This window comes from Intrasporangium sp. (assembly GCF_030452765.1).
Classification (GTDB): domain Bacteria; phylum Actinomycetota; class Actinomycetes; order Actinomycetales; family Dermatophilaceae; genus Intrasporangium_A.
Window position 1 is genome coordinate 1 of record NZ_JAKDLO010000031.1, and the last position, 23,005, is coordinate 23,005.

Below are 23,005 nucleotides of genomic sequence, written 5' to 3' on the forward strand. Positions count from 1 at the left end.
TACGCGCCGTCGCGCCTGCGCGGGCGCGGGCCGCCCGGGCCGTAGGCTGACCGGGATCGTCCACCACAGAAAGCACAGGTTCGTGTACGTCAAGAGCCTCACCCTGAAGGGCTTCAAGTCCTTCGCGTCGGCCACGCAGCTGCGCCTCGAGCCCGGGATCACCTGCATCGTCGGGCCGAACGGCTCCGGCAAGTCCAACGTCGTCGACGCGCTCGCCTGGGTCATGGGCGAGCAGGGAGCCAAGTCCCTGCGCGGCGGCAAGATGGAGGACGTCATCTTCGCCGGCACGGCCGGGCGTGCCCCGCTCGGGCGCGCCGAGGTGAGCCTGACCATCGACAACACCGACGGTGCCCTGCCGATCGACTACACCGAGGTGACGCTCGCGCGGACGATGTTCCGCAACGGCGGGTCGGACTACGCGATCAACGGCACCCCGTGCCGGCTGCTCGACATCCAGGAGCTGCTCTCGGACAGCGGCATCGGCCGCGAGATGCATGTCATCGTCGGCCAGGGGCAGCTCGACACCGTGCTGCGCGCGACACCCGAGGAGCGCCGCAGCTTCATCGAGGAGGCCGCCGGGGTCCTCAAGCACCGCAAGCGCAAGGAGCGTGCCCTGCGCAAGCTCGACGCGATGGAGGCCAACCTCACCCGCGCGCAGGATCTCACCGCCGAGATCCGCCGCCAGCTCGGCCCGCTCGGCCGGCAGGCCGAGACCGCACGCAAGGCTGCCACGATCCAGGCCGACGCCCGCGACGCGCGGCTGCGGTTGCTCGCCGACGACCTCGTCCAGCTCACCTCGACCCTCGAGCAGGAGGTCGCCGACGAGACCGCCCTCGTGCAGCGGCGCGACGAGGTCGAAGGGGCCTTGGGCGACCTCGCAGGGCGGCTCTCGCGTCTCGAGGCGGCAGCGGAGGACGCACGCCCGGCGCTCGCGCTGGCCCACGACCAGTGGGCGGCCCTCGGCCGGCTCGTCGAGCGGATGGCCGCCACGCACGGCCTGGCCAGCGAGCGCGTCCGCCTCCTTGCCGAGAGCCGGGACGAGGACACCGACGCCGGCTCCGCACGCGACCCCGCCGCCCTGCGCGACCAGGCGGGCGCGGTGCGCGAGCACGAGACGGTGCTGCTCGAGGAGATCACCGCGCTGAAGAGGGATCTCGAGGAGGCCGTCCGGTCCCGTACCGAGGCCGAGCGGGCCCACGCCGACGAGACGAGCCGACTGGCCCGGGCCGTCCGTGCGGCCGCCGACCGGCGCGAGGGGCTGGCCACGCTGTCCGGTCAGGTCGCCGCCAAGACGTCCCGCATCGAGGCCCGCGAGGCAGAGATCACGCGACTGCGAGCCGGCGTCGAGCAGGCCGCCGTCCGGGCCGCCACGGCCGAGCAGGAGTTCGCGCGGCTCGAGGCGACCGTCGCGCAGGACGAGGAGGGGGAGCACGGCCTCGACACGGCCTACGAACAAGCCGCCGAGCGGCTCGAGGGGGCGCAGGCCGAGCTGGCGCGCTGGAAGCAGGCCGAGGCCAGCGCCGACCGGGCCCGCTCGACCGCGACGGCCCGGGCCGAAGCCCTCGAGCTCAGCCTGTCGCGCAAGGACGGCGCGGCTGCGTTGCTGGCGGCGGCGGGTCAGGGCGACGGGCGCCACGACATCCTTGGCTCGGTCGCCTCGCTGGTCACGGTCGAGCCGGGACACGAGACGGCCGTTGCCGCGGCTCTCGGCTGGGCCGCCGAGGCCCTGGCAGTCGGTTCGCTTCACGACGCGACCGAGGCGTTGACGACCCTTCGCAAGGACGACGCCGGCCAAGCGACGCTGCTCGTCGCCGACTCGGCCACGCCGGTCGACCCGGGGACGTGGCCGGCTCTGGGCCGTGACGCACGGTGGGTTCGTGACCTCGTCTCGTGCCCCGCATCGATCCGCCCGTCTCTCGAGCGGGTCCTCGACCGTGTCGCGCTCGTTCCTGACGCCGAGATCGCCGCCCGTGTCGTCCGCGCCCACCCGGGGGTCACCGCGGTCACCTCGGAGGGTGATGTCTACGCCCCGGGCTGGGCCCGGGGTGGCAGCAGCTGCGCACCGAGCCTCATCGAGGTGCAGGCCGCCTTCGAACAGGCCGGGGCCGAGGCCGAGCAGGCCACCCGTGAGACCGAGCAGGCCCGCTTCGGCATCGCCACGGCCGAGACGGCACGGGCCGAGCTCGCCGAGACCGTCGAGGCCACCCTCGAGCGGCTCAACGAGAGCGACGCCCGGATGGCCGCGATCGCCGAGAGGCTGGGCTCCCTGGGCCAGACGGTCCGGGCCGCCCGAGCCGAGGTCGAGCGCACCGAACGGGCCATCGCGGAGGCGGCAGCGGCTCGAGCCGCCGACGAGCAGGCCCACGCCGAGCTCGCTGCGCGGCTCGAGGCGGCGAGCGCCGACGCGGACGACGACACCGAGCCCGCGACCGAGGAGCGGGACCGGCTCGACGCGCTGGCCCGCGAGGCCCGTGCCACCGAGACCGAGCTGCGCCTGGGCCTGCGCACCCGCGAGGAGCGTGCCAGGGCCATGCGCGACCGCGCCGACGGGCTCGAACGGAGTGCGCTCGCGGCAGAGCAGGCGCGCGAACGGCTGGCCGCACGACGGGAGCAGCGGGAGCGCGAGGCGAAGGTTGCCGAGGCGGTACGGGTGGCGGCGGCATACGCCCATGACGTGCTCGTGCGCTCGGTGGAGCGTGCCGCGTCCGTGCGGGCCGCCGGGGAGCAGCAGCGCACCGAGCGAGATCGGGAGCTCGCGCTGGTCCGCCGGGAGATCGCCACCCTGCAGGAGCAGCTGCGCGAGCTGACCGACACGGCACACCGTGACGAGGTGGCCCGCACGCAGCAGCGACTGCGCATCGAGCAGCTGCAGGACCGCGCCGTCGGCGAGCTCGGCATCTCACCGGAGGCGCTGATCGAGGAGTTCGGCCCGCACCGGCTCGTCCCGGTCGTCCCCGACCCGGCCGCCGACCCGGGCGCCGACCCGGGCGCCGAGGTGCCCGAGCCGGCGCCCTACGTGCGCGAGGCCCAGGAGAAGCGGCTGCGCCGGGCCGAGCGCAAGCTCTCCGCGCTCGGGCGGATCAACCCTCTGGCCCTGGAGGAGTTCGCCGCGCTGGAGGAGCGCCACGCCTTCCTCACCGAGCAGCTCGAGGACCTCAAGAGCTCCAAGCGGGACCTGCTCGACATCGTCAAGGAGGTGGACGAGCGCGTCGAGCGGGTCTTCGCCGAGGCGTTCGCCGACACGGCGGTGCAGTTCGAGCGGGTCTTCCAGCGACTCTTCCCGGGGGGTGAGGGGCGCCTCGTCCTCACCGACCCCGGCAACCTGCTCACGACGGGCCTCGAGGTCGAGGCGCGGCCGCCGGGCAAGAAGATCAAGCGGCTCTCGCTCCTCTCGGGCGGGGAGCGCTCCCTCGTCGCGGTGGCCCTGCTGGTGGCGATCTTCAAGGCACGGCCCTCGCCGTTCTACATCATGGACGAGGTCGAGGCCGCCCTCGACGACGCCAACCTCGGCCGTCTCATCACGCTCTTCGAGGAGCTGCGCGACAGCTCCCAGCTCATCGTCATCACGCACCAGAAGACGACGATGGAGATCGCCGACGCCCTCTACGGCGTGAGCATGCGCGGCGACGGCGTGACCACCCTGGTCAGCCAGCGGCTGCGAGAGCTCGCCGACCAGCCGGCCTGAGCCGACGCGATAGTCTCCGGGAGTCGCACGACGACGAAAGGGGACACATGGAGATCTGGCCGGGCAAGTCCTATCCCCTCGGTGCGACCTACGACGGGACCGGCGTCAACTTCGCCGTGTTCTCCGGGGCGGCCAACCGGGTCGAGCTCTGCCTCATCGGCGACGACCTCACCGAGACCCGGGTCGACCTGCCCGAGGTCGACGCGTTCGTCTGGCACGGCTACGTCCCCTACCTGCATCCCGGCCAGCGCTACGGTTTGCGCGCCCACGGCCCGTACGAGCCGGCGCGCGGACACCGGTGCAACCCGGCCAAGCTCCTGCTCGACCCCTACGCCAAGGCCATCATGGGCCAGCCGGACAACACCCAGGCGACCTTCTCCTACCCGCTCGGTGACCACGAGGCGGCGCTGGCGGCGCAGCCGGATCCGACCGACAGCCTCGGTCACACGATGCTCTCGGTCGTCACCAACCCGTTCTTCGACTGGGGCGACGACCGGCCGCCCCGGCACGAGTACCACGAGAGCGTCATCTACGAGGCCCACGTCAAGGGCCTGACCCGACAGCACCCCGACATCCCGGAACCGATCCGGGGCACCTATGCCGGGCTGGCCCATCCAGCCACGATCGAGCACCTCACCTCGCTCGGGGTCACGGCGATCGAGCTGATGCCCGTGCACCAGTTCGTCCAGGACGGCTTCCTGCGTGACCGGGGCCTGCGCAACTACTGGGGCTACAACACGATCGGCTTCCTCGCCCCCCACAACGAGTACTGCTCGAGCGGCCAGCTCGGCCAGCAGGTGCTCGAGTTCAAGGGCATGGTCAAGGCCCTGCACGCGGCCGACATCGAGGTGATCCTCGACGTCGTCTACAACCACACCGCCGAGGGCAACGAGCTCGGCCCGACCCTCGCCTTCCGCGGCCTCGACAACGACCGCTACTACCGGCTGGTCAGCGACGACCTCGCGCATTACTACGACACGACCGGCACGGGCAACTCCCTGCTCATGCGCAGCCCCCACGTCCTGCAGCTCATCATGGACTCGCTGCGCTACTGGGTCACCGAGATGCACGTCGACGGGTTCCGCTTCGACCTCGCCGCGACACTGGCCCGCCAGTTCCACGAGGTCGACAAGCTCTCGGCCTTCTTCGACCTCATCCAGCAGGACCCCGTCATCAGCCAGGCCAAGCTCATCGCGGAGCCCTGGGACGTGGGCGACGGCGGCTACCAGGTCGGCGGGTTCCCGCCGCTGTGGACCGAGTGGAACGGCAAGTACCGCGACACGGTCCGGGACTTCTGGCGTGGAGCGGGCGGCGATCTCGGTGAGTTCGCCTCGCGCCTGACCGGCAGCAGCGACCTCTACGAGCACACGGGTCGCAAGCCGATCGCCTCGATCAACTTCGTCACCGCCCACGACGGGTTCACCCTGCGCGACCTCGTCTCCTTCGACGACAAGCACAACGAGGCGAACGGCGACGGCGGCCAGGACGGCGAGAGCCACAACCGGTCGTGGAACTGCGGGGTCGAGGGCCCGACCGACGATCCCGACGTGCTCGCGCTCCGAGCCCGCCAGCAACGCAACTTCCTCGCGACACTCCTGCTCTCGCAGGGGGTGCCGATGATCAGCCACGGTGACGAGCTCGGCCGCAGCCAGCTCGGCAACAACAACGGCTACTGTCAGGACAACGAGATCACGTGGGTCGACTGGGAGCTCGGCGAGGAGCAGCACGCGCTGCTCGAGTTCACCCAGTCCCTGCTTCGGTTGCGACGGGACAACCCGGTCTTCCGGCGCCGCCGATTCTTCGCCGGCAGCGCCGACCACGGCGGCGAGAGCGACCTGGGCGACATCGCCTGGTTCATGCCGAACGCCGAGCACATGGACGAGGAGGCTTGGCGCAACGGGCTCGCCAAGTCGCTCATGGTCTTCCTCAACGGCGGTGCGATCCCGGAGCCGGACCCGCGCGGCCAGCAGATCCTCGGGGACTCGTTCCTCGTCATGTTCAATGCCCACAGCGAGCCGATCGCCTTCACGATCCCTGCCGAGGAGTGGGGCAGGGGGTGGGTCCCCGAGATCAACACCGCCCGGGAGATGACGGCCGAGCAGCTCGAGCCCGACTGGATGGTGCAGGTCGAGGCCCGCAGCATGGTCCTGCTCCGGTGCCCGCGTGAGCCCGCGGAGGGCGCCACATCGTGACCGGGCGCCGGGTGCCGACCTCGACACTGCGCCTCCAGCTCGAGCCGGCGTTCACGCTCGACGACGCGGCCGGTCTCGTCGGCGACGTGGCCACCCTCGGGGTCACGCACCTCTACCTCTCCCCGGTGCTGCAGGCGAGCACCGGCTCGACGCACGGTTACGACGTCGTCGACCACACGGTGGTCGCGCAGGACCTCGGTGGTGAGCCCGCCTGGGCCCGGCTCGTGGCGGCAGCCGGCCGGGCCGGTCTCGGGATCGTGCTCGACATCGTCCCCAACCACATGGCGGTCCCGGTCCCGGAGCGCCGCAACCGGCCGCTCTGGTCGGTCCTCGAAAAGGGCCGTTCCTCCACGTACGCGTCGTGGTTCGACATCGACTGGGACGCGGGCGGGGGCCGGCTGGTGCTGCCCGTCCTCGGCAGCGATCTCGACGAGGTCCTCGCCGCGGGCGAGCTCACCGCGGACCGTCTCGGAGCCGAGCACGTGCTCCGCTACCACGACCACGTCTTCCCGCTCGCCAGCGGCACCGCCGGTATGCCGCTCGCCGCGCTGCTCGCGGCCCAGCACTACCGCTTGGCGTCCTGGCGCGAGCCCGGCGCGCCGAACTACCGCCGCTTCTTCGATGTCACCTCCCTCATCGCGGTCCGCGTCGAGGACCCAACCGTCTTCGACGCGACGCACGCCCGGGTGCTCGAGATGGTCCGGACCGGTCAGGTCGACGGACTGCGGATCGACCATCCGGACGGGCTCGCCGACCCCGAGGGATACCTCGACCGGCTCCGCGACGTGACCGACGGGGCGTGGGTCGCCGTCGAGAAGATCCTCGAGGGCGACGAGCGCCTCCCCGAGGGGTGGGCCTGTGCCGGGACGACCGGCTACGACGCGCTGTTGCGCGTCGGCGGGCTCTTCGTCGACCCTGACGGTGCCGAGCCACTCGCTCGACTCGCGAGCGAGCTGCTCGGCGAGCCGCAGGACCTCGCCGCGATGATCGTCGCGGCCAAACGCCACGTCGTCGAGCACGTGCTGGGTGCCGAGATGGGGCGGCTGCTCCGGCTCGTCGCCATGACCCGGCCGGACCTGCCGCAGGCGGCTGCTCGGGCCGCGCTCGGGGCCTTGCTCGTCGCCATGGACCGCTACCGGATCTATGTGCGGCCCGGGGAGCCGGTGGGCGAGCCGACGCTCCGTGCGCTGCGCGCGGTGGCGGACCGGGCGCTCGCCGCGGAGCCGGATCTGGACCCGGCGGTGGTCTCCGCGCTCCTCGACCTCGCCCTCGACCGACCCGTCGGGGTCGACGACTCGGCCCGACGCGACTTCTGCGTGCGGTTCCAGCAGACCTGCGGGCCGGTCATGGCCAAGGCTGTCGAGGACACCGTCTTCTACCGCTACGTCCGTCTCACCGGCCTGAACGAGGTGGGGGGCGACCCGGACAGGCTGGGCATCTCCGTCGACGAGTTCCACTCGTACGCAACGAGTATGGTCCGTGACCACCCACATGCCATGACCACCCTGTCGACCCACGACACGAAGCGCTCCGAGGACGTCAGGGCGCGGCTGGCCGTCCTCTCCGAGCGTGCCGACGCCTGGGCCGGCTGGGTCCATGAGGTGCGCCGGATGACAGCCCCGCGGCGGCCCGACCGCCTCGACGAGCTGACCGAGTACCTGGTCTGGCAGAGCCTCGTCGGCGCCTGGCCGATCGATGGCGACCGGCTGGCTGCCTACTGCCGGAAGGCGGTGCGCGAGGCGAAGCTGCACACGTCGTGGACCGAGACTGACGAGGCCTACGAGCGCGCCGTGCTCGACTTCGTCCGCCTGGTCGTCTCCGACGAGGCGGTCGCCGGCCAGGTCGAGGGATGGCTGCGCCGGACCGCCCACGAGACCCGCGCCAACGTCCTCGGGCAGAAGCTCGTCCAGCTGACCATGCCGGGGGTCGCCGACCTCTACCAGGGGACCGACCTGCTCGACCTGTCCCTGGTCGACCCCGACAACCGGCGGCGCCTCGACTGGTCGCGGCACCGGGCCCGGCTCGCCCGGCTCGACGGGGGAGCGGCACCCACGGACCTGGCGGACGAGAAGCTGCGCGTGACAGCGGCCGCCCTCCGGCTGCGCCGTGAGCGCCCCGAGGCGTTCGTCGGTGGCGAGGGAGACCACACGCGGCTCGAGAGCGACTCGGGCCATGTCATCGCCTTCGCCCGGGGCTCCGAGGCGGCACCCGACGTCGTCGTGCTGGCCACCCGGCTCGCCGGGCGCCTCGCCGATGGTGGCGGATGGGGTGACGCGACGGTGACCCTCCCTGCGGGCCACTGGGTCGACGTGCTTCGGGACTCCGTCGTCGCCGGCGGGGCGATCCCGCTCGAGTCGGTTCTGCCCCTGACCGGGCTGCCTGTCGCGCTCCTCGTGCGTGGCGGTGCGGAGACCGCGTGGTAGCGGGGTAGGGAGCCGTCATGACGTCCTCACCGCTTCGTGTCTGGGCCCCGCGCGCCGCGGCGGTGGCCGTGCAGGCCGCACCGCCCGGAGACGCGCCGGTCGCCCATCCCATGGCCCAGCACGAGGGTGGCTGGTGGGAGTGGACACCGCCCTCGGACGGCCCGTTCGACTACGCCTTCCGTCTTGAGGGTGGCCCGCCTCGACCCGATCCCCGCAGCCCCTGGCAGCCGCACGGTGTGCACGGCCCCAGCAGGACCTTCGACGCCGGTGCCCACGAGTGGCGCGACGCCGGGTGGCCGGGCACCCGCGGTGGTGCGGGAGTCCTCGGCGGTGTCGTCTACGAGCTGCACGTCGGCACCTTCACCGACGCGGGCAGCCTCGATGCGGCAGTCGAGCACCTGACCCACCTGACCGACCTCGGGATCGACCTGGTCGAGGTGATGCCCGTCGCCGCCTTCGGCGGCACCCACGGCTGGGGATACGACGGTGTCCAGCCGTATGCCGTCCAGCAGACGTACGGAGGGCCCGCCGCCTTCCAGCGGTTCGTCGACGCCTGCCACGGCGTGGGGCTCGGCGTGTGCCTCGACGTCGTCTACAACCACCTCGGCCCGACCGGCAACTACCTCGCCGAGTTCGGGCCCTACTTCAACGCTGCGCACGACACACCGTGGGGCCCGAGCGTCAACCTGGACGGGCCGGGCAGCCACGAGGTGCGTCGGTGGGTCATCGACAACGCGCTGCGCTGGATGCGCGACTTCCACGTCGACGCGCTGCGCCTCGACGCCGTCCATGCCCTGCACGACGACGGCTCGCCCCGGCACGTGCTCGCCGAGCTGTCTGACGAGGTCGCCTCTCTCGCAACGCAACTGCGCCGTCCCCTCGACCTCATCGCAGAGAGCGACCTCAACGACCCGGTGCTGGTGGCCCCCACCAGTCGCGGTGGCCTCGGCATGACCGCACAGTGGGACGACGACGTGCACCATGCCCTGCACGTCGCCCTCACCGGGGAGACGAGCGGCTACTACCGCGACTTCGCGGGGGGCACCGAGGCGTGGCCCGACGGCGGGCCGTTGTCGGTGCTTGCCAAGACGCTGACCGAGGTCTTCCTCCACGATGGCCGGACGTCCTCCTTCCGCGGCCGACACTGGGGCCACCCGGTCGACCGAGCCACGGTGTCCGGACACCGGTTCGTCGCTTCTCTGCAGACGCACGACCAGGTCGGCAACCGCGCCCTCGGCGACCGGATCAGCAGCCTGACCACCCCCGGGCAGCAGGCGATCGGCGCCGCGCTCTACCTCCTGTCCCCTTATACGGCAATGGTGTTCATGGGCGAGGAGTGGCGCGCCAGTACGCCGTTCCGGTACTTCACCTCCTTCGACGAGGAATGGTTGGTCGACGCCGTCCGCACCGGCCGGCGGCGCGAGTTCGCCGCACACGGCTGGGCTGTCTCCGAGGTGCCGGACCCGCAGGACCCGGCCACCCGGACGGCGTGCGTCCTTCGGTGGGACGAGGTGCCCGCGGTGGGGCATGCGCAGATGCTCGCCTTCTACCGCCGGCTCATCGAGCTGCGCCGCAGTGAGCCTGACATCGCGTCGGGGGAGCTCACCGCACTCGACGTGCGCTGCGACGAGGCGGCGCGCTGGCTCGTCATGACGCGAGGCTCGGTTGCCGTCGTCGCCAACCTTGCCCCCGAGCCGCGCGCCGTCCCGGTGCCGGCCGGTGTTGCGGACGTTCTGCTGAGCTGGGGCGACCTGCGCACCGAGGTGGGCGGCATACGGCTCGGTGGTCACTCGGTGGCGGTCGTCAGGACCCCTTGACCCGGATCATGCCCTCCTGCGCCGTGGTCGCGACGAGGGCGCCGTCCTGGGTGAACATCTCCCCGATCGACAGACCGCGCCCGCTCGTCGCGGACGGGGACTGCTGGGCGTACAGGATCCAGTCCGAGGGGTCGGCCGGACGGTGGAACCACATCGAGTGGTCGAGGCTGGCGACCCGTAGGCGCGGGTCACCCCATGCGAGCCCGTGCCGCCGCAGCACCGGCTCGAGGAGCGAGTAGTCGCTCGCGTAGGCGAGGACGGCGGAGTGCAGCAGGGGGTTGTCAGGAAGCGTGCCGACTGACCGGAGCCATACGTGGCCCACCGGCACGTGCTGCTCGTCGGGGCCGAGGAACAGGCTTCCCTCGACATGCCGCTGCTCGATGGGCCGCACCTCGGAGATGCGTCGCGCGGCCGGGTTGTCGCCGGCCAGGTCGCTGAGCGAGGGCAGGCCATCCGGGCCCGGCACGTCGGGCATCCGCTCCTGGTGGTCGAGGCCGCCGGCGTGCTCCTGGAACGAGCACACCATCGACATGATCGGGGCGCCCTTCTGGACGGCGTGCACGCGACGCGTCGAGAAGGAGTGTCCATCGCGCATCTCCTCCACCGCGAAGTGGATCGGCATCGTGTCGTCGCCAGGCCGCATGAAGTAGCCGTGCAGCGAGTGGATCGGCCGCGGCACGTCGGCGACGGTGCTGATCGTCAGGCCGGCCGCCATGACGCACTGGGCCAGGACCTGGCCGCCGAAGACGCGCCCGTGCGGCATGCGCTGCGACCGTCCCATGAAGACGCGTGCGGACTCGGCACCGATCGACGTCGGCGCGTCCCGACCGAGCGGGTCGGTGACGCTGATCCTCGCCGTGCCGACGTCCCTGAGGGTGAGCACGTCGAGCAGGTCGTCGAGCGGCGGCAGCGCCGGGGTCTCCTTCGTCACGCGTCGACACTAGCCAAGTCACCCGGCCGCGTGCCGTAGGGATCAGGCGTCGAGAGCCAGGGTGAAGGGCAGCACCGCCGGCGCACCGGCCGCCCGGAGGACCGCGGCGGCACAGGTGAGCGTCCACCGTGAGTCGGCGACGTCGTCGACGAGCAGCACCGGCCCGGGTATGCCGCCCAGCCGGGTGCGCAGGTCGGTGCCCACCGTGAGGCGTCCCCAGATCCCGGCGAGCCGGAAGGCGCTGTTGCCCCCGGCCTCGCCGGTGGGCCCGCCGTCGACGAGGTCGAGCTCGCCGAGGACAGGCAGCCGGCCGATCCGGCCGAGCTGCTCCGCGAGCGACCGGACGAGCCGGGGACGAGTCCGCGAGGGCACCGCGACGACGGCGACCGGCCGCTGCGCCCAGTCCCAGTCGGCGAGGACCGCGATGCAGGCACTGACGACGGGCTCGGGTAGCTCGGCGTCCGCTGTACGCAGCAGCTCCCGCAGCCGCTGGCCCCAGCCCAGGTCACTGAGCCTGGCCACCGCCCGGCCCGGTGCCATGGCAGCCTCGGCGGCGATCCGGCCCTTGCGCGGGACGCCGAGGCGCCCCATGCCGCTCGGCCACTGGGCCCGGGGCTGGATCACCACCCCGGGTCGCTGGAGCCGGTCGCTCGCGGCGCGGATGGCGGCCTCGGGCAGGGTCGCGTCGAACCAGGGCTCGACACACGTGTCGCACCGACCGCACGGCGCGGCCGACTCGTCGTCGAGGCACTGCTGCAGGAAGGCCATCCGGCACGTGCTGGCATGCTCGTAGTCGAGCATGAGGTCCTGCTCACGGTCGCGTGCTTCGGCGACCCGGGCGTAGCGCTCGGAGTCGTAGGTCCACGGGCTGCCGGTGGCCGCCCAGCCTCCCGGGACCCGTTGGACCGCACCGTCGACGTCGAGGACCTTCAGGAGCAGCTCGAGGCGGGTGCGCCGGATGTCGACGATCGACTCGAGGGCGACCGTCGAGAGCGGCTTCGGCGAGCCGGCCAGCGCCGCGAGCACGGCGTCGGCCTGGTCCTGCCGGGGCATGGAGGCCGAGGCGAAGTAGCGCCAGATGTCCTTGTCCTCGGGCCCGGGCAGCAGCAGGACGTCGGCGTTGTCGGTGGCCCGGCCCGCCCGGCCGACCTGCTGGTAGTAGGCGACCGGGGAGGCGGGCGCGCCGAGGTGGATGACGAAGCCCAGGTCGGGCTTGTCGAAGCCCATGCCGAGAGCGCTCGTCGCGACGAGGGCCTTGACCTCGTTGTCGCGCAGGGCCTCCTCCAGCCTGATCCGCTCGGCCGGATCGGTGCGGCTGGTGTAGGCGGCCACCGCATGACCCGCATCGTGCAGGGCCCGCGCGACGTCCTCGGCGGCGGCGACGGTGAGGGTGTAGACGATGCCGCTACCGGTGAGCTCGCCCAGGTGGGCGATGAGCCAGGCCAGCCGCTGCTCCGGCGCGCCGAGGGGCATGACTCCGAGTCTGAGCGACCGGCGGGCGAGGGGCCCGCGCAGGGTCAGTACCTCGCGCCCCGGGCCGTCCGGTCCCTGGCCGTCATGCCCCCGGCCGCCCGCCGACAGCTGCTCGACCACGTCGGTCACGACGCGGGCGTTGGCGGTCGCCGTCGTCGCGAGGACCGGCGTCTGGTCCGGTAGCGAGGCGAGCAGGTCGCGGATGCGCCGGTAGTCGGGACGGAAGTCGTGGCCCCAGTCGCTGATGCAGTGGGCCTCGTCGACCACGAGCAGGCCGCATGAGCCGGCGAGGGCCGGCAGCTGCTCGTCGCGGAAGCGGGGGTTGTTGAGCCGCTCCGGGCTGACGAGCAGGACGTCGACCTCGCCGCGCGCCAGTGCGGCCGAGACGGCCCCCCACTCGTCGGCGTTGGTCGAGTTGAGGGTGACGGCCCGGATGCCGGCCCGCAGGGCCGCGGCGATCTGGTCGCGCATGAGAGCGAGCAGCGGGCTGACGATCACCGTGGGGCCGGCGCCCTCGGCCCGGCGCAGCACGGTCGCGACGAAGTAGACCGCCGACTTGCCCCAGCCGGTGCGCTGCACGACGAGCACGCGCCGGCGCCCGCTGACGAGCGCCTCGACCGCCTCGAGCTGACCGTCGCGGAAGTCGGCGTCGGCTCGGCCGACGAGGCCTCGCAGCTCGGTCAGGGCCGCGGCTCGCAGGTCTGTCGTGACTGGCATGGCACCCAACCTACGTCGGCGCGGGGACGTCACTGCGCGGCATACCTTGTGCCTGTGGATAAACCTGGGCTGCAAGGATGGATGGCATGAGCAGCGCTGATCGACGGTACGCCGCGGACGTGTCCCTGCGATGGTCGGACATGGACGCCTACGCCCACATCAACAACGTGCAGTTCCTCCGGCTGCTCGAGGACGCCCGCGTCATCGCGTTCCGCGACTGGTTCGACCAGGACCGCTCGCTGCTCGACGAGGGAGTCCTCGTCTCGCGGCACGAGATCGAGTACCGCCGCCCGCTCGGCTTCCGCCTCGAGCCGGTGCGAGTCGAGATGTGGGTGTCACGGATCGGGGGCGCCGGGTTCGACGTGGCGTACATCGTGCGAGATCCCGAAGGACTCGGCACGCAGGTGTATGCCGTGGCCGAGACCGAGCTGGCGCTCTACGACTTCGCCACGGCCTCGCCTCGTCGGATGCGTCCCGAGGAGCGGGCCTCGCTCGAGGAGGTCAAGGGCCAGCCCGCCCCGTTGCGACGGAGGCGCAGATGACCACGATCGACTTCCTCGACCCGCGGGTCCGCACGGACTTCGCGACCTTCGTCTCGCGGGCCCGCCCCGTCAGCGTCGACGGGGCCGTCCGGATCCAGACCCTCGGGCCGATGCTCGTCCTGACCGTCGCTGTGCTGCGCCAGAGCGGGCCGCTGGGGGAGGGCAGCGTGCTCGGCATGCGCATCATGCCCGTGGCCGGCGGGGAACCTGTCGAGACGACCGTTCCGATCGCGGCGGTCGCGGACCGGTTGGCCCGTCGGGCCGGCGACGGGGTCACCTTCGCTCTCCCGCCCACCACGCTCAGCACCCCTTGGGCGGGAGACACGCCACCTCGCGGGGGGTGGGACCGGGTCGGTGAGATCGACTGCACGGATCTCGAGCGGGTGGCCAAGGCGGGTATCGAGGCCATCACCCGAGGTGCCCCGGAGGGGTCGGGGGCGCTGGCCGTCGACGCGCTGCGCCGACGGGTGTGGGGCGCACCGACCGACACCGTGCCGCCGGTGCCCGCCGGGATGGCGTTCGCCGCCTACACCCTGGGCTTCACCCAGCAGGGCGAACCTGCGTCGGTGACGACGCACGGCCAGTGGACCCGGCTCAGCACGTCTCGGGGACATGTTCTCGCGCGGTGAACCACCGCGGTCGGCGTGGATGGGAGGAGCGCCATAGCGCTAGACTAGCGCCATGGCGACGATCCAGATCCGTGAGATACCCGAACCGGCCTATGAGGTGATCCGCCAGCGCGCCCGGGCCTCTGGACGCTCGATCCAGTCCTACATGCGCGAGGTCGTCATCGACTTCGCCGGCCGTCCCACCACCGACGAGCTGCTGGCCATGCTGGAGTCGGCACGCGCGTGGAGCCATACCTCGGGGGCCACGACCGAGTCCATCCTCGCCGACATCTCGGCTGAGCGCCGGTGAGCGACGACTACGTCCTCGACGCCTCGGCGCTGACCCTGGCGCTCATCGGGAAGACCGATGCCGCCGAGACCTTGCGTCAACGACTGCCGATGATGCGGCGACACGCGCCGCACCTGGTCGATGCCGAGGTCGGCAACGTCCTGCGCCGACACGAGCGACGTGGCCGGATCAGTGCCAGGGAGGGCGAGGTCGCCCTGGCTGCGGGCCGAGTGCTCATCGAGCACCGGTACCCCCACGCGGGAGCGTTGGGCGAGCTCGCGTGGACCTGGCGGGCGAACCTCAGCTTCTATGACGCGCTCTATGTGGCCCTTGCGGTCAAGCTCGGCGTCCCGCTCCTGACGGCGGACTCGAGGCTCGCCAGCTCGCCCCACCTGGCCTGCACGCTCGAGATGGTGTGACCACGTCTCAGTCGTGCAGGGCCTTGACCCAGGCGTGGTCGGGATCGAGGCGGGCAACCGCCGCGCGCAACCACCTGCGGCCGGCAGCGTCGAGTCTCGGGATGGTCACCTCGGCGTCGCGCCTGTCCTTGTCCCTGACCTGGGCAGCCTTGAACATCAGGGTCACCTCCGGGCGGGCGTATCGCAGACCATCCGATGCGACCCAGGTGACGTCCTCGAGGTCCTCGGTATGCGCCGGGTTGCGTTTGCTGGTCCAGCGGCCCTCGGTGTCAGGGGTGAGCGGGACATCGAGGATCCAGGGTGAGTGCGCATCGCGGCGCACCCACACTTGGCTGTCGGGTCGGACTTCGGCGAACCGGGCGTCGAAAGGGCGGAACCATCCCTCGTCGACGTTCCACGGCGTCCACCTGTCGCCGAGGAAGAGCCGGAACGCCTCGGCGTCACTGGACAGGATGGAGATGTCCATGTCCTCATGCGGGCGGGCCACACCCGTGAAGGCCTCGAGGCTCCATCCTCCGATGACCCACCACGGGCGGTCGAAACCGCCCATGAACGCGGCGATGGTGGTGGGGTCGAGCGGATCCCAGCCGCCATACCACCGGTCGAACTCGTCGGGAGGGAGATGGCCGGCGTCGGCGGGCTGAAGGCTCGGCGGAGGGGTCGCACCCGGAGACGCTGCGCCTTGGGACATAGGCGAACAGCCTAGCGCCGCGGACCCGGGTACTCGTTCCACTCGGTTAGACAATCGGGTTGTGGCCAGGTGGCCGGATTGGCACGGTGGGGACATGACTGCCGACATCGTCACGACGACCATCGACTGCGCCAACGCCTACGAGCTGTCGCAGTGGTGGAAGGGCGTCCTGGGTTACGTCGACCTCGAGGATGATCCCAACGAACCGGGCCACGAGGAGTGCCTGATCCGCTCTGCGGGCACCGGTCATCAGATGTTGTTCATCGAGGTGCCCGACACGAAGCAGGTCAAGAACCGGATCCACTTCGACCTGCGCCCTCAGCAGCGGACCCGCGACGCGGAGGTCGAGCACCTGACGAGCCTGGGCGCGAGACAGGTGGCCGACCTGCGCGACATCCGCGGCGACGGGACGGGATGGGTTGTCCTTGCCGACCCGGAGGGAAACGAGTTCTGCGTCCTGCGCAGCGAGTCCGAGCGGTCGGGTGCCACCAGCTGACCACCCGATGGCTCTCGATGACGTCGTCGACCGTTCGTCCCTCGTCAGCGGCCGGTCCAGCAGCCACGACCGACCAGGACCGACTTGAACACGTCGATCCGGTCGGTGACGATCCCGTCCACGCCGAGGTCGAGCAGGCGCTCCATCTCGGTGGCGTCGTCGATCGTCCACACGTGCACCTGCTTGCCGAACCGGTGTGCCAGTTCCACGAGCTTGGGCGTGACGACAGCCACGGTGCGGCCTCGCACCGTGATGACCGTCGGCACCTGGAAGACGTCCGCAGGGGTTCGCATCATGGCCGAGACCCACCGCGGGCCGAGACTCATGAGGGCCGTGCCGGGAATGGACGCTGCGGTCGCGACCCGGCCGACGCTCAGTCGACGGAAGCGGGTGATCAGCCGCTGGGAGAAGGAGCCGACACAAAAGTCGTCGAACAGCCCACGGGAACGGATGAGCTCCCAGGCCGGCTCTGCGGTGCCGGGGGCCTTGAGGTCGATGTTGAGCTTCGTGCCGGGAAGCTCATCCAGCACCTCGGTCAGTAGCGGGATCCGCTCGTGGCCATGGATCCTCGCCTGCCGTACCTCGCTCCAGGGCAGGTCCTTGACCAAGCCGGTCCCGTCCGTGACCCGGTCCAGCCGGTCGTCGTGGAAGGCGATCAGCCGCCCGTCACTCGTGATGTGCACGTCGGTCTCGAGGTGGGTGTAGCCCAGTTGCACGGCATTGCGGAAGGCCGTCAGGGTGTTCTCGAGCCCGACGTTCGGGCCGTAGAGCGCGCCGCCCCGGTGGGCCAGGGCGAGCGGGACCGGCCGCAGGTAGGGCCGCGACGAGGACATGAGGGCGACTGTAGCCACGCGCAACGGCGTCTGGATGCCTCGCGGTGCGACGGCGCCTCGCCGAGGGTCTGACACCATCTCACCCATGGCAAGGTCTCGTCGGTACGCCGAGTACTCGGCAGCGCCGCTTCGGTCCGGTCGCAGCCCCTCGCGCCCCTGGCTGCGCACGGCGCAACTCAACGCCGTCGGTTGGGCGGCGTTGCTGGGTCTGTGCGCAGCCGCGGCCGGTGTCGGGTTTGCAATCCTTCGGTGGACCGGCCTGCCCAGCTGGCCGGGCGTCGCTCTCGCGCTGGCCCCGCTCGGGGCCGTCGTGCTCGCCGACCGGAAGCGATGGGCCGGGATGACGACCGGATTCGGGTGGGGCGGCTCGCCGGACGACGTTGCTGGGGTCGTAGCGGCGCTCCGGTCCGAGGGAGTCTCCGCGAGCGTTGAGCTCGATGGTCCCGCCTTGGACACGTGGGTGGAACTGGGAGTGTTACCCGCAGGGGTCTCCATGCCGGAGACGGCCTCACTCACCTATCGCAACCGAGACGCCAGAAGGGTGCAGGCGGTCTTGCGACGGCGCGGGATCGACGTTCCCGAGCCATTGTGGTGAGCTGACCACCGCCGGTCCCCGGGTCAGCGCGATGCGGCTCGGCCGAAGCACGTTGCTTCGGGCTGGGCAAGGGGCTCGCGCATCCACTCCCTCACCTGGGCCGTTCGATGTTCAGCATCCATCCGGACCTGGCTAGGGTCTCCGGTCCGGTCTCGACCTCTGGCTGTCGGCGATGTCCTGCCAGACCCGTAGGTCGTCGTCGATGCTTTTCCGGTGGGCGTCGCGCACCTTCTTCAGGTGCTCCTGCACCCCCTCCTTCGCGACCGCACGGAACGCGGTCTCCACCTCCTGCTGGCGAGCCTGACGCAGCTCGGCGGCGGAGACGCTGGCGGGTGCCAGCGCCGTACCTCGGGCCAGCGGGGTGAGCTGGCTCGTACCGTACGGCGCGCAGCTGCGGGCGCCAGGCAGCAGCGGCGCGACCGTGCCGAGAAGCGCTGCGAGCCGGGCCTCGTTCGCCTCGGCCTGCCGGATCGCCTCCTCGCTGCGGACCGTGGCGATGACGAAGTCGTCCAGGGCGGTGCGGTTGGTGCCATCGGTGACGAGGGCGATCGCGTTGTCGAGACGGTCCGGCCCGACGGCGAGATTCTTGGCGTTGGCGAGGTTGCGCCACATCTCCTGGTTGAGCCGGTCCTGGCGCTCGGCGACCGACATCAACGCCGCCGACCCACTGCCGTGGTAGAAGCCCAGCCGTAGCAGCGCGTCGTCAGGGTCGAGCCCGGCCCTCACCTCGTCGGTGAGCCGAGCCACCTCGCCCGCGATGAGCTGCTCGTACGCTGCATCCGGCTCCTTGGCACCCGCACCGAAGTCATGACCGACCGCGAACGCGCCGACCAGCCCGGCCAGCTCCCGGTTGGCGAGCAGCGGCTGCACGTCCTGCCCGACCGGCACCGCGTACCCGCCGACAATGCCGTCGACGGGCGGGCGCTCGAGCGGCAGCCCGCGCAGGGACACTGCCACACTCTCGGGCATCCGCTGCAGCCAGTCGAGCGCGCTTGACTCGATCGCCGCCGAGTTCGCCTCGTACTGCAGGATCGTCGACCACTCACGCTGGGCCAGCTCGCTCGTGCGGCCGACCTCGATCATCACCCGGCTCCGCAGAGCCGCGGCCTCCGGGCCGGAGCCGAGCGCGGCCATCAGGTGACCAAGGTCCGCGTTCGTCACGAGCTCGAGGTCCGTCGGCGCCTGCGGGCTCGTCACCGTGTGCGTCACCCACCGGCGCACCAGGTACTCGGCGAGCACCGCCGGCTCGTCTCGACCGTTCCGCAGCGGCCCCTCCACAGTGGTCGCGAGCAGCCTCGCCACGTCATCTGCGTCCTCGACCGAGAGGCTGGCCTCGTGCAGCAGGACGTGCAGCGCGTCTCCGGTCCGGTCCCCGTCCTCGAACAGCGATGCGAACTGCCGGTCGCCATCCGCCTCACGAGTGCTCCCGTGCCGCCCGACGAAGCGGGCATCGCGGCTGCGCGCCACCTCCGCTGCCGCGGTGGCCGCCACGAGTCGCCGCGCGAAACCGGCGGGAAGCCTTGTCGTGGCACCGGATCCACGGGCACCGACCAGCAGCTGCCCGAGGAGCCAGTAGCCGGAGTCATGCTGCCCCTCGCCAGCCGTGACAACCGCCGCCACCGAGCGGACGACCTCGTCCTGCAGCAACGCAGCTCCCGAGGCAAGCTGCTGCGCGGTCCGTGGATCCGCGTCGATGTCGCTCGGCGCGGTCGCCGAGACGACGACACTGCCGAGCGTCGCGGCCAACGAGCGGGCCGTCTCGAGAGAGCCCGTGCTGCCCGGGCGGCTCACGTCGGCCAGCGCCTCCTCGACATGCTCGACGCCCACCTCGTCGAGGAAGGCTTGTGCCGCAAGGGGGTTCGCGGCAACCGTGCCGAGGAGCGCCACGAGTGTGTCGACCTCGGCATCCGCGGCCCGCCCGGGCGCCATGACCCGTCGCCACACCACGGCCGCGTCCAGACCCGTCCGGCGCGCGGCTTCGGCCCGCTCCGCACCGGCGGGGAAACCGAGGTCACCGGTGAGGGCCGCCCGCATCGATCCCGCCGTCGGCAGGCCCCGAGCGGGCAGGGTCGCCTCCGCGAGGGTGAGCAGGCCCGACTGCGCGTCTCGCGCCGCGACCCGCAGGGACTCACCGCACGAGGTATGCCGCTGGGCCAGCCGCGCCTGCACGGTGCGGTGCCGCTCGGCCAGGTCGCGCATCGCGCTGCTCTGGTCGAGTCCCGTGCTCGCCTGCACCACGTCGAGGCGGTGCCGGTCGCCGTCGTAGTCGTCCTGGGCGGCGTCCCACCGGGACTGAAGTCGCCGGGTCGTCTGCCGGGTCTCGTCGAGCGCGGCGGCATACCGGGTGAGAACCCGCTCAGCCGACGGTAGGGCACCGACGAGCCGGCGCGACCGCTCGCCGAGGATGCGCGCCTCGGTGATCGCCTGCTGGGCGGCCGCACCGGTCCAGACCTCGGTGAGCAACGGTGCGAGGGCCCCACGGACCGTCGCCGTGCGGTCAGCCGCGGCCCCGATGCTGCCGATGCGCTGGGCGGCTCGGCGCAGCAGGTCGGGCTCCCCTTGGGGAAGGGGCAGCGCCGCCGTGCCACGCTCCGCGCTCGGCCCCTCCGCGCCGGGCCGGATCATGCCGCATCGAGCGCGCCGTGCACCGAGCCGATCGCCGCCGCAATGGCCAGCTCGGTCGCCGCCGACCGGGAGGCGAGCAGGTCGAGGTCACCGCCGAGGGCAGCCGATGCCTCGGCCACCGCGTCGATGCCGTGGGCGTGGACGCTGCCGAACCGCTCGAGCGCCTCGAGCAGACCCGCCCACTCGGACCCGATCGTCGTCCGTGCCTGCGCGCACGCGGTAGACAGGGCACTGGCCAGGTGGCGCAGGGCCCGCGGGTCGTCCGCGAGGACCGCCCGGGCACTGCGGACCCCGTCCGGCTCGATCGAGAAGTGCGCCATGCCTCGACTGTAGAGAAGTCCGCGCATCGGCCTCGCGCGTTGTCCACAGGCCCGGCGGAGCCCCGGCTCAGGAGCTCGCGGTGCCCGCGACGGGTAGCTCGACGCAGTCGGAGACGCACGCGGACGGGTCGTCCGTCGGGCTCGGGGACGGGGCCGGCCGATGCAGCACGGCCCGAGAGGGCGAGACCATGATGATGTCTCCGTCGTCACCCGGGCGCACCTCGGCCGTCCCGTCGACGAAGAGCGAATGCCCGCCTGCCGCTCGAGGGGGCCAGGCCAGCGTCACCTGCGGCCGCGCGGACGCATTCGCGAGCGTCCGCCGGCCGAGGCAGGCGACCCGGACCATCCGGTCCTCGACGACGGGCTGGACCGCGACGAGGTGTGCACGGCCGTCCTCGGTCGTCGTGACGAGATAGGCGAAGTCGTGCTTCGCGGCCGTCCGCGCGAGCTCGGCCAGGTCGATCGGGACGCTCATGGCACCACCGTAGGCCGAGGGGACCGGCCAGGGGAGTGGGAGGCTCGGGGCCGGATCAGCGCCAGCGGGCCCAGACCGTCGTGTCAGTGGGCACGGCGCCGCCGCCGTCGAGCCGGCCCGAGGTGACGAGCACCTCGACGCCCTCGGGCAGCTGAACTGCGGCGGTCCCGAGGTTCGCCACGACGAGCACCCGAGCCCCGCCGGGACCGACTGCCTCGAGCGCGACGACGTCAGCGGCATACCCGTCGACCAGCGCGAGCGACGCGCGTCCGAGGCCGAGCTCACGGCGCACGCGCAGCAGCGTGCGGTAGAGCTCGAGCGTCGAGTCGGCCACCCCCCGCTGCTGGTCGGCGGCGTAGGCGCCGTAGACCTCAGGCTGCGGCAGCCACGTCCCGGCCGACGGCCCGAACCCGAAGCCCGGCGCGTCTCTGGCCCAGGGCATCGGCACCCGGCAGCCGTCACGCCCCAGCTCCGCACCTCCGCTGCGCAGGTAGGTCGGGTCCTGCCTGGCCTCGTCGGGCATCGTCGTCGAGTCGGGCAGGCCGAGCTCCTCGCCCTGGTAGAGGTAGGCGCCCCCCGGCAGGGCGAGCATCAGGGCCGTCGCCGCGCGCGCCCGCTTGAGACCCACCTTGCGGTCGGGCTGGGGGTCGTCGGCGCCGATCCCGTTCCGGCGCTTCGTCCCCGGCGCGTAGCCGAGTCGCGTCGCGTGCCGTACGACGTCGTGGTTGGACAGGACCCACGTCGAGGGCGCACCGACGGAGTCGGCGGCCGCAAGCGACTGCTGGATGACCGCGACGAGGTCCTGCGCGATCCACGGAGTGAGCAGGAAGTCGAAGTTGAAGGCCTGGTGCATCTCGTCCGGGCGGGTGTAGAGGACGGCGCGCTCCGGCGGCTCGACCCACGCCTCGGCGCAGAGGATGCGGTCGGGGCCCCCGTAGGAGTCGAGGACCGCACGCCACGACCGGTAGATCTCGTGGACGCCGTCCTGGTCCCAGCAGGGGGACAGGTGCGTCGGCTGCGGCTCGGTCGCGTCCAGGACGTGGGCAGCCGCTTCCTCGGTGTCGCCCAGCATGTTCGTGCGCCTGCTCCAGTCGGGCAGGCCCGGCTTCTTGACGAGGCCGTGGGCGACGTCGACGCGGAAGCCGTCGATGCCGCGGTCGAGCCAGAAGCGCAGGACCGACTCGAACTCGGCGCGCACCTGCTGGTGGTCCCAGTTGAAGTCCGGCTGCTTCGGGTCGAACAGGTGCAGGTACCACTGGCCGGGCCTGCCGTCGCGCTCGGTCACCCTGGTCCAGGCTGTGCCCCCGAAGACGGACTCCCAGTTGTTCGGCGGCTTGGTGCCCCGTCGCCCCTTGCCGTCGCGGAAGTGGTAGCGCTCCCGCTCCGGGGAGCCGGGCCCGGCCGCGAGGGCGGCCCGGAACCAGGCGTGCTCGTCCGAGGAGTGGTTGGGCACGAGGTCGACGATCACCTTGAGGCGGAGCTCGTGGGCCCGTGCGACGAGCGCGTCGGCGTCGGCGAGCGTGCCGAAGCGCGGGTCGACGTCGCGGTAGTCGGCCACGTCGTAGCCGGCATCGGCCTGCGGGCTCGGGTAGAAGGGGGAGAGCCAGATCGCGTCGGCGCCGAGGTAGGTCAGGTGCTCGAGCCGGGCAGTGATCCCCGGCAGGTCGCCCATGCCGTCGCCGTCGGAGTCGGCCCATGAGCGTGGGTAGATCTGGTAGATGACGGCCGAGCGCCACCAGGTGTCGTTGTCGTCGACCGGGTGGAGGGCGACCTCCGGGCGGATGGCAGGGTGGGAGGCAGTACGGGTCACGGGATCATGGTTCCGCATGGGGCAGCAAGATATCAACCAGTTGTTGCAAAATCTTACAACCTGA

The 23,005-nt window shown here is 72.0% G+C and carries 18 protein-coding genes; 10 read left to right on the top strand and 8 right to left on the bottom strand.

The genetic code is table 11. The features are described from left to right. Positions 1-82 precede the first annotated feature (82 nt). The 4 genes from smc to treZ are packed head-to-tail and all read left to right on the top strand — an operon-like array spanning position 83 to position 10,117. Positions 83-3,685: a chromosome segregation protein SMC gene (gene smc, locus L0H79_RS05920; protein WP_301483646.1), complete on the top strand. Its 3,603-nt coding sequence runs from the start codon at positions 83-85 to the stop codon at positions 3,683-3,685. A gap of 47 nt (positions 3,686-3,732) precedes the next feature. Continuing rightward, entirely contained in the window at positions 3,733-5,877 is a 2,145-nt protein-coding gene (gene glgX / locus L0H79_RS05925; RefSeq protein ID WP_301483648.1) for a glycogen debranching protein GlgX, read from the top strand. Beyond that, positions 5,874-8,300, top strand: a complete 2,427-nt coding sequence (gene treY / locus L0H79_RS05930) for a malto-oligosyltrehalose synthase (protein ID WP_301483650.1) — start codon at positions 5,874-5,876, stop codon at positions 8,298-8,300. Before glgX ends, treY begins: the two co-directional genes overlap by 4 nt. 17 nt (positions 8,301-8,317) lie before the next feature. Then, positions 8,318-10,117, top strand: a complete 1,800-nt coding sequence (gene treZ, locus L0H79_RS05935; RefSeq protein WP_301483652.1) for a malto-oligosyltrehalose trehalohydrolase — start codon at positions 8,318-8,320, stop codon at positions 10,115-10,117. On the opposite strand, the gene L0H79_RS05940 is transcribed toward treZ, so the two are convergent. Then, positions 10,104-11,048: an acyl-CoA thioesterase II gene (locus L0H79_RS05940; RefSeq protein WP_301483653.1), complete on the bottom strand. Its 945-nt coding sequence runs from the start codon at positions 11,046-11,048 to the stop codon at positions 10,104-10,106. The genes treZ and L0H79_RS05940 overlap by 14 nt on opposite strands. Positions 11,049-11,090: 42 nt before the next feature. Beyond that, positions 11,091-13,238: an ATP-dependent DNA helicase RecQ gene (locus tag L0H79_RS05945; RefSeq protein ID WP_301483655.1), complete on the bottom strand. Its 2,148-nt coding sequence runs from the start codon at positions 13,236-13,238 to the stop codon at positions 11,091-11,093. 86 nt (positions 13,239-13,324) lie between these two features. Between L0H79_RS05945 and L0H79_RS05950 the strand changes: the two genes are divergently transcribed. Genes L0H79_RS05950 through L0H79_RS05965 form a run of 4 tightly spaced genes read left to right on the top strand, consistent with a single transcriptional unit; the run spans position 13,325 to position 15,096 of the window. After that, a complete protein-coding gene (locus tag L0H79_RS05950) occupies positions 13,325-13,780 on the top strand; it encodes a thioesterase family protein (protein ID WP_301483657.1) in 456 nt (151 codons plus the stop codon). Then, the gene (locus L0H79_RS05955; protein ID WP_301483658.1) at positions 13,777-14,409 is read left to right on the top strand and encodes a hypothetical protein; all 633 of its coding nucleotides are present in this window, start codon (positions 13,777-13,779) and stop codon (positions 14,407-14,409) included. Before L0H79_RS05950 ends, L0H79_RS05955 begins: the two co-directional genes overlap by 4 nt. Positions 14,410-14,461: 52 nt before the next feature. Next, positions 14,462-14,698, top strand: coding sequence for a hypothetical protein (locus L0H79_RS05960; protein WP_301483659.1), 237 nt, complete (start codon positions 14,462-14,464; stop codon positions 14,696-14,698). Next, the gene (locus L0H79_RS05965; RefSeq protein ID WP_301483661.1) at positions 14,695-15,096 is read left to right on the top strand and encodes a type II toxin-antitoxin system VapC family toxin; all 402 of its coding nucleotides are present in this window, start codon (positions 14,695-14,697) and stop codon (positions 15,094-15,096) included. Before L0H79_RS05960 ends, L0H79_RS05965 begins: the two co-directional genes overlap by 4 nt. Positions 15,097-15,103: 7 nt before the next feature. Here the strand turns inward: L0H79_RS05965 and L0H79_RS05970 are convergent, their stop codons facing one another. Then, the gene (locus L0H79_RS05970; RefSeq protein WP_301483663.1) at positions 15,104-15,787 is read right to left on the bottom strand and encodes a hypothetical protein; all 684 of its coding nucleotides are present in this window, start codon (positions 15,785-15,787) and stop codon (positions 15,104-15,106) included. A gap of 94 nt (positions 15,788-15,881) precedes the next feature. Between L0H79_RS05970 and L0H79_RS05975 the strand changes: the two genes are divergently transcribed. Continuing rightward, a complete protein-coding gene (locus L0H79_RS05975) occupies positions 15,882-16,283 on the top strand; it encodes a VOC family protein (protein WP_301483665.1) in 402 nt (133 codons plus the stop codon). A gap of 44 nt (positions 16,284-16,327) precedes the next feature. Here the strand turns inward: L0H79_RS05975 and L0H79_RS05980 are convergent, their stop codons facing one another. Then, the gene (locus tag L0H79_RS05980) at positions 16,328-17,116 is read right to left on the bottom strand and encodes a glycerophosphodiester phosphodiesterase (protein WP_301483667.1); all 789 of its coding nucleotides are present in this window, start codon (positions 17,114-17,116) and stop codon (positions 16,328-16,330) included. An 85-nt stretch (positions 17,117-17,201) separates the two neighbouring features. Here L0H79_RS05980 and L0H79_RS05985 point away from each other — a divergent pair, with 85 nt between their 5' ends. Further along, positions 17,202-17,711, top strand: a complete 510-nt coding sequence (locus L0H79_RS05985) for a hypothetical protein (protein WP_301483669.1) — start codon at positions 17,202-17,204, stop codon at positions 17,709-17,711. Between the two features lie 132 nt (positions 17,712-17,843). Here L0H79_RS05985 and L0H79_RS05990 read toward each other — a convergent pair whose 3' ends face one another. The 4 genes from L0H79_RS05990 to L0H79_RS06005 all read right to left on the bottom strand — a co-directional run bounded on the left by L0H79_RS05990 (position 17,844) and on the right by L0H79_RS06005 (position 22,959). Next, positions 17,844-20,336 (bottom strand): hypothetical protein, encoded by a 2,493-nt coding sequence (locus L0H79_RS05990; RefSeq protein WP_301483670.1) that lies wholly within the window; start codon positions 20,334-20,336, stop codon positions 17,844-17,846. Further along, positions 20,333-20,656 (bottom strand): hypothetical protein, encoded by a 324-nt coding sequence (locus tag L0H79_RS05995; RefSeq protein WP_301483671.1) that lies wholly within the window; start codon positions 20,654-20,656, stop codon positions 20,333-20,335. The genes L0H79_RS05990 and L0H79_RS05995 overlap by 4 nt, the downstream gene beginning before the upstream one ends. A 67-nt stretch (positions 20,657-20,723) precedes the next feature. Beyond that, positions 20,724-21,131 (bottom strand): pyridoxamine 5'-phosphate oxidase family protein, encoded by a 408-nt coding sequence (locus L0H79_RS06000; RefSeq protein ID WP_301483672.1) that lies wholly within the window; start codon positions 21,129-21,131, stop codon positions 20,724-20,726. Between the two features lie 55 nt (positions 21,132-21,186). Then, on the bottom strand, positions 21,187-22,959 hold the full coding sequence (locus tag L0H79_RS06005; protein WP_301483673.1) for a glycoside hydrolase family 13 protein: 1,773 nt from the start codon (positions 22,957-22,959) through the stop codon (positions 21,187-21,189). Between the last annotated feature and the right edge of the window lie 46 nt (positions 22,960-23,005).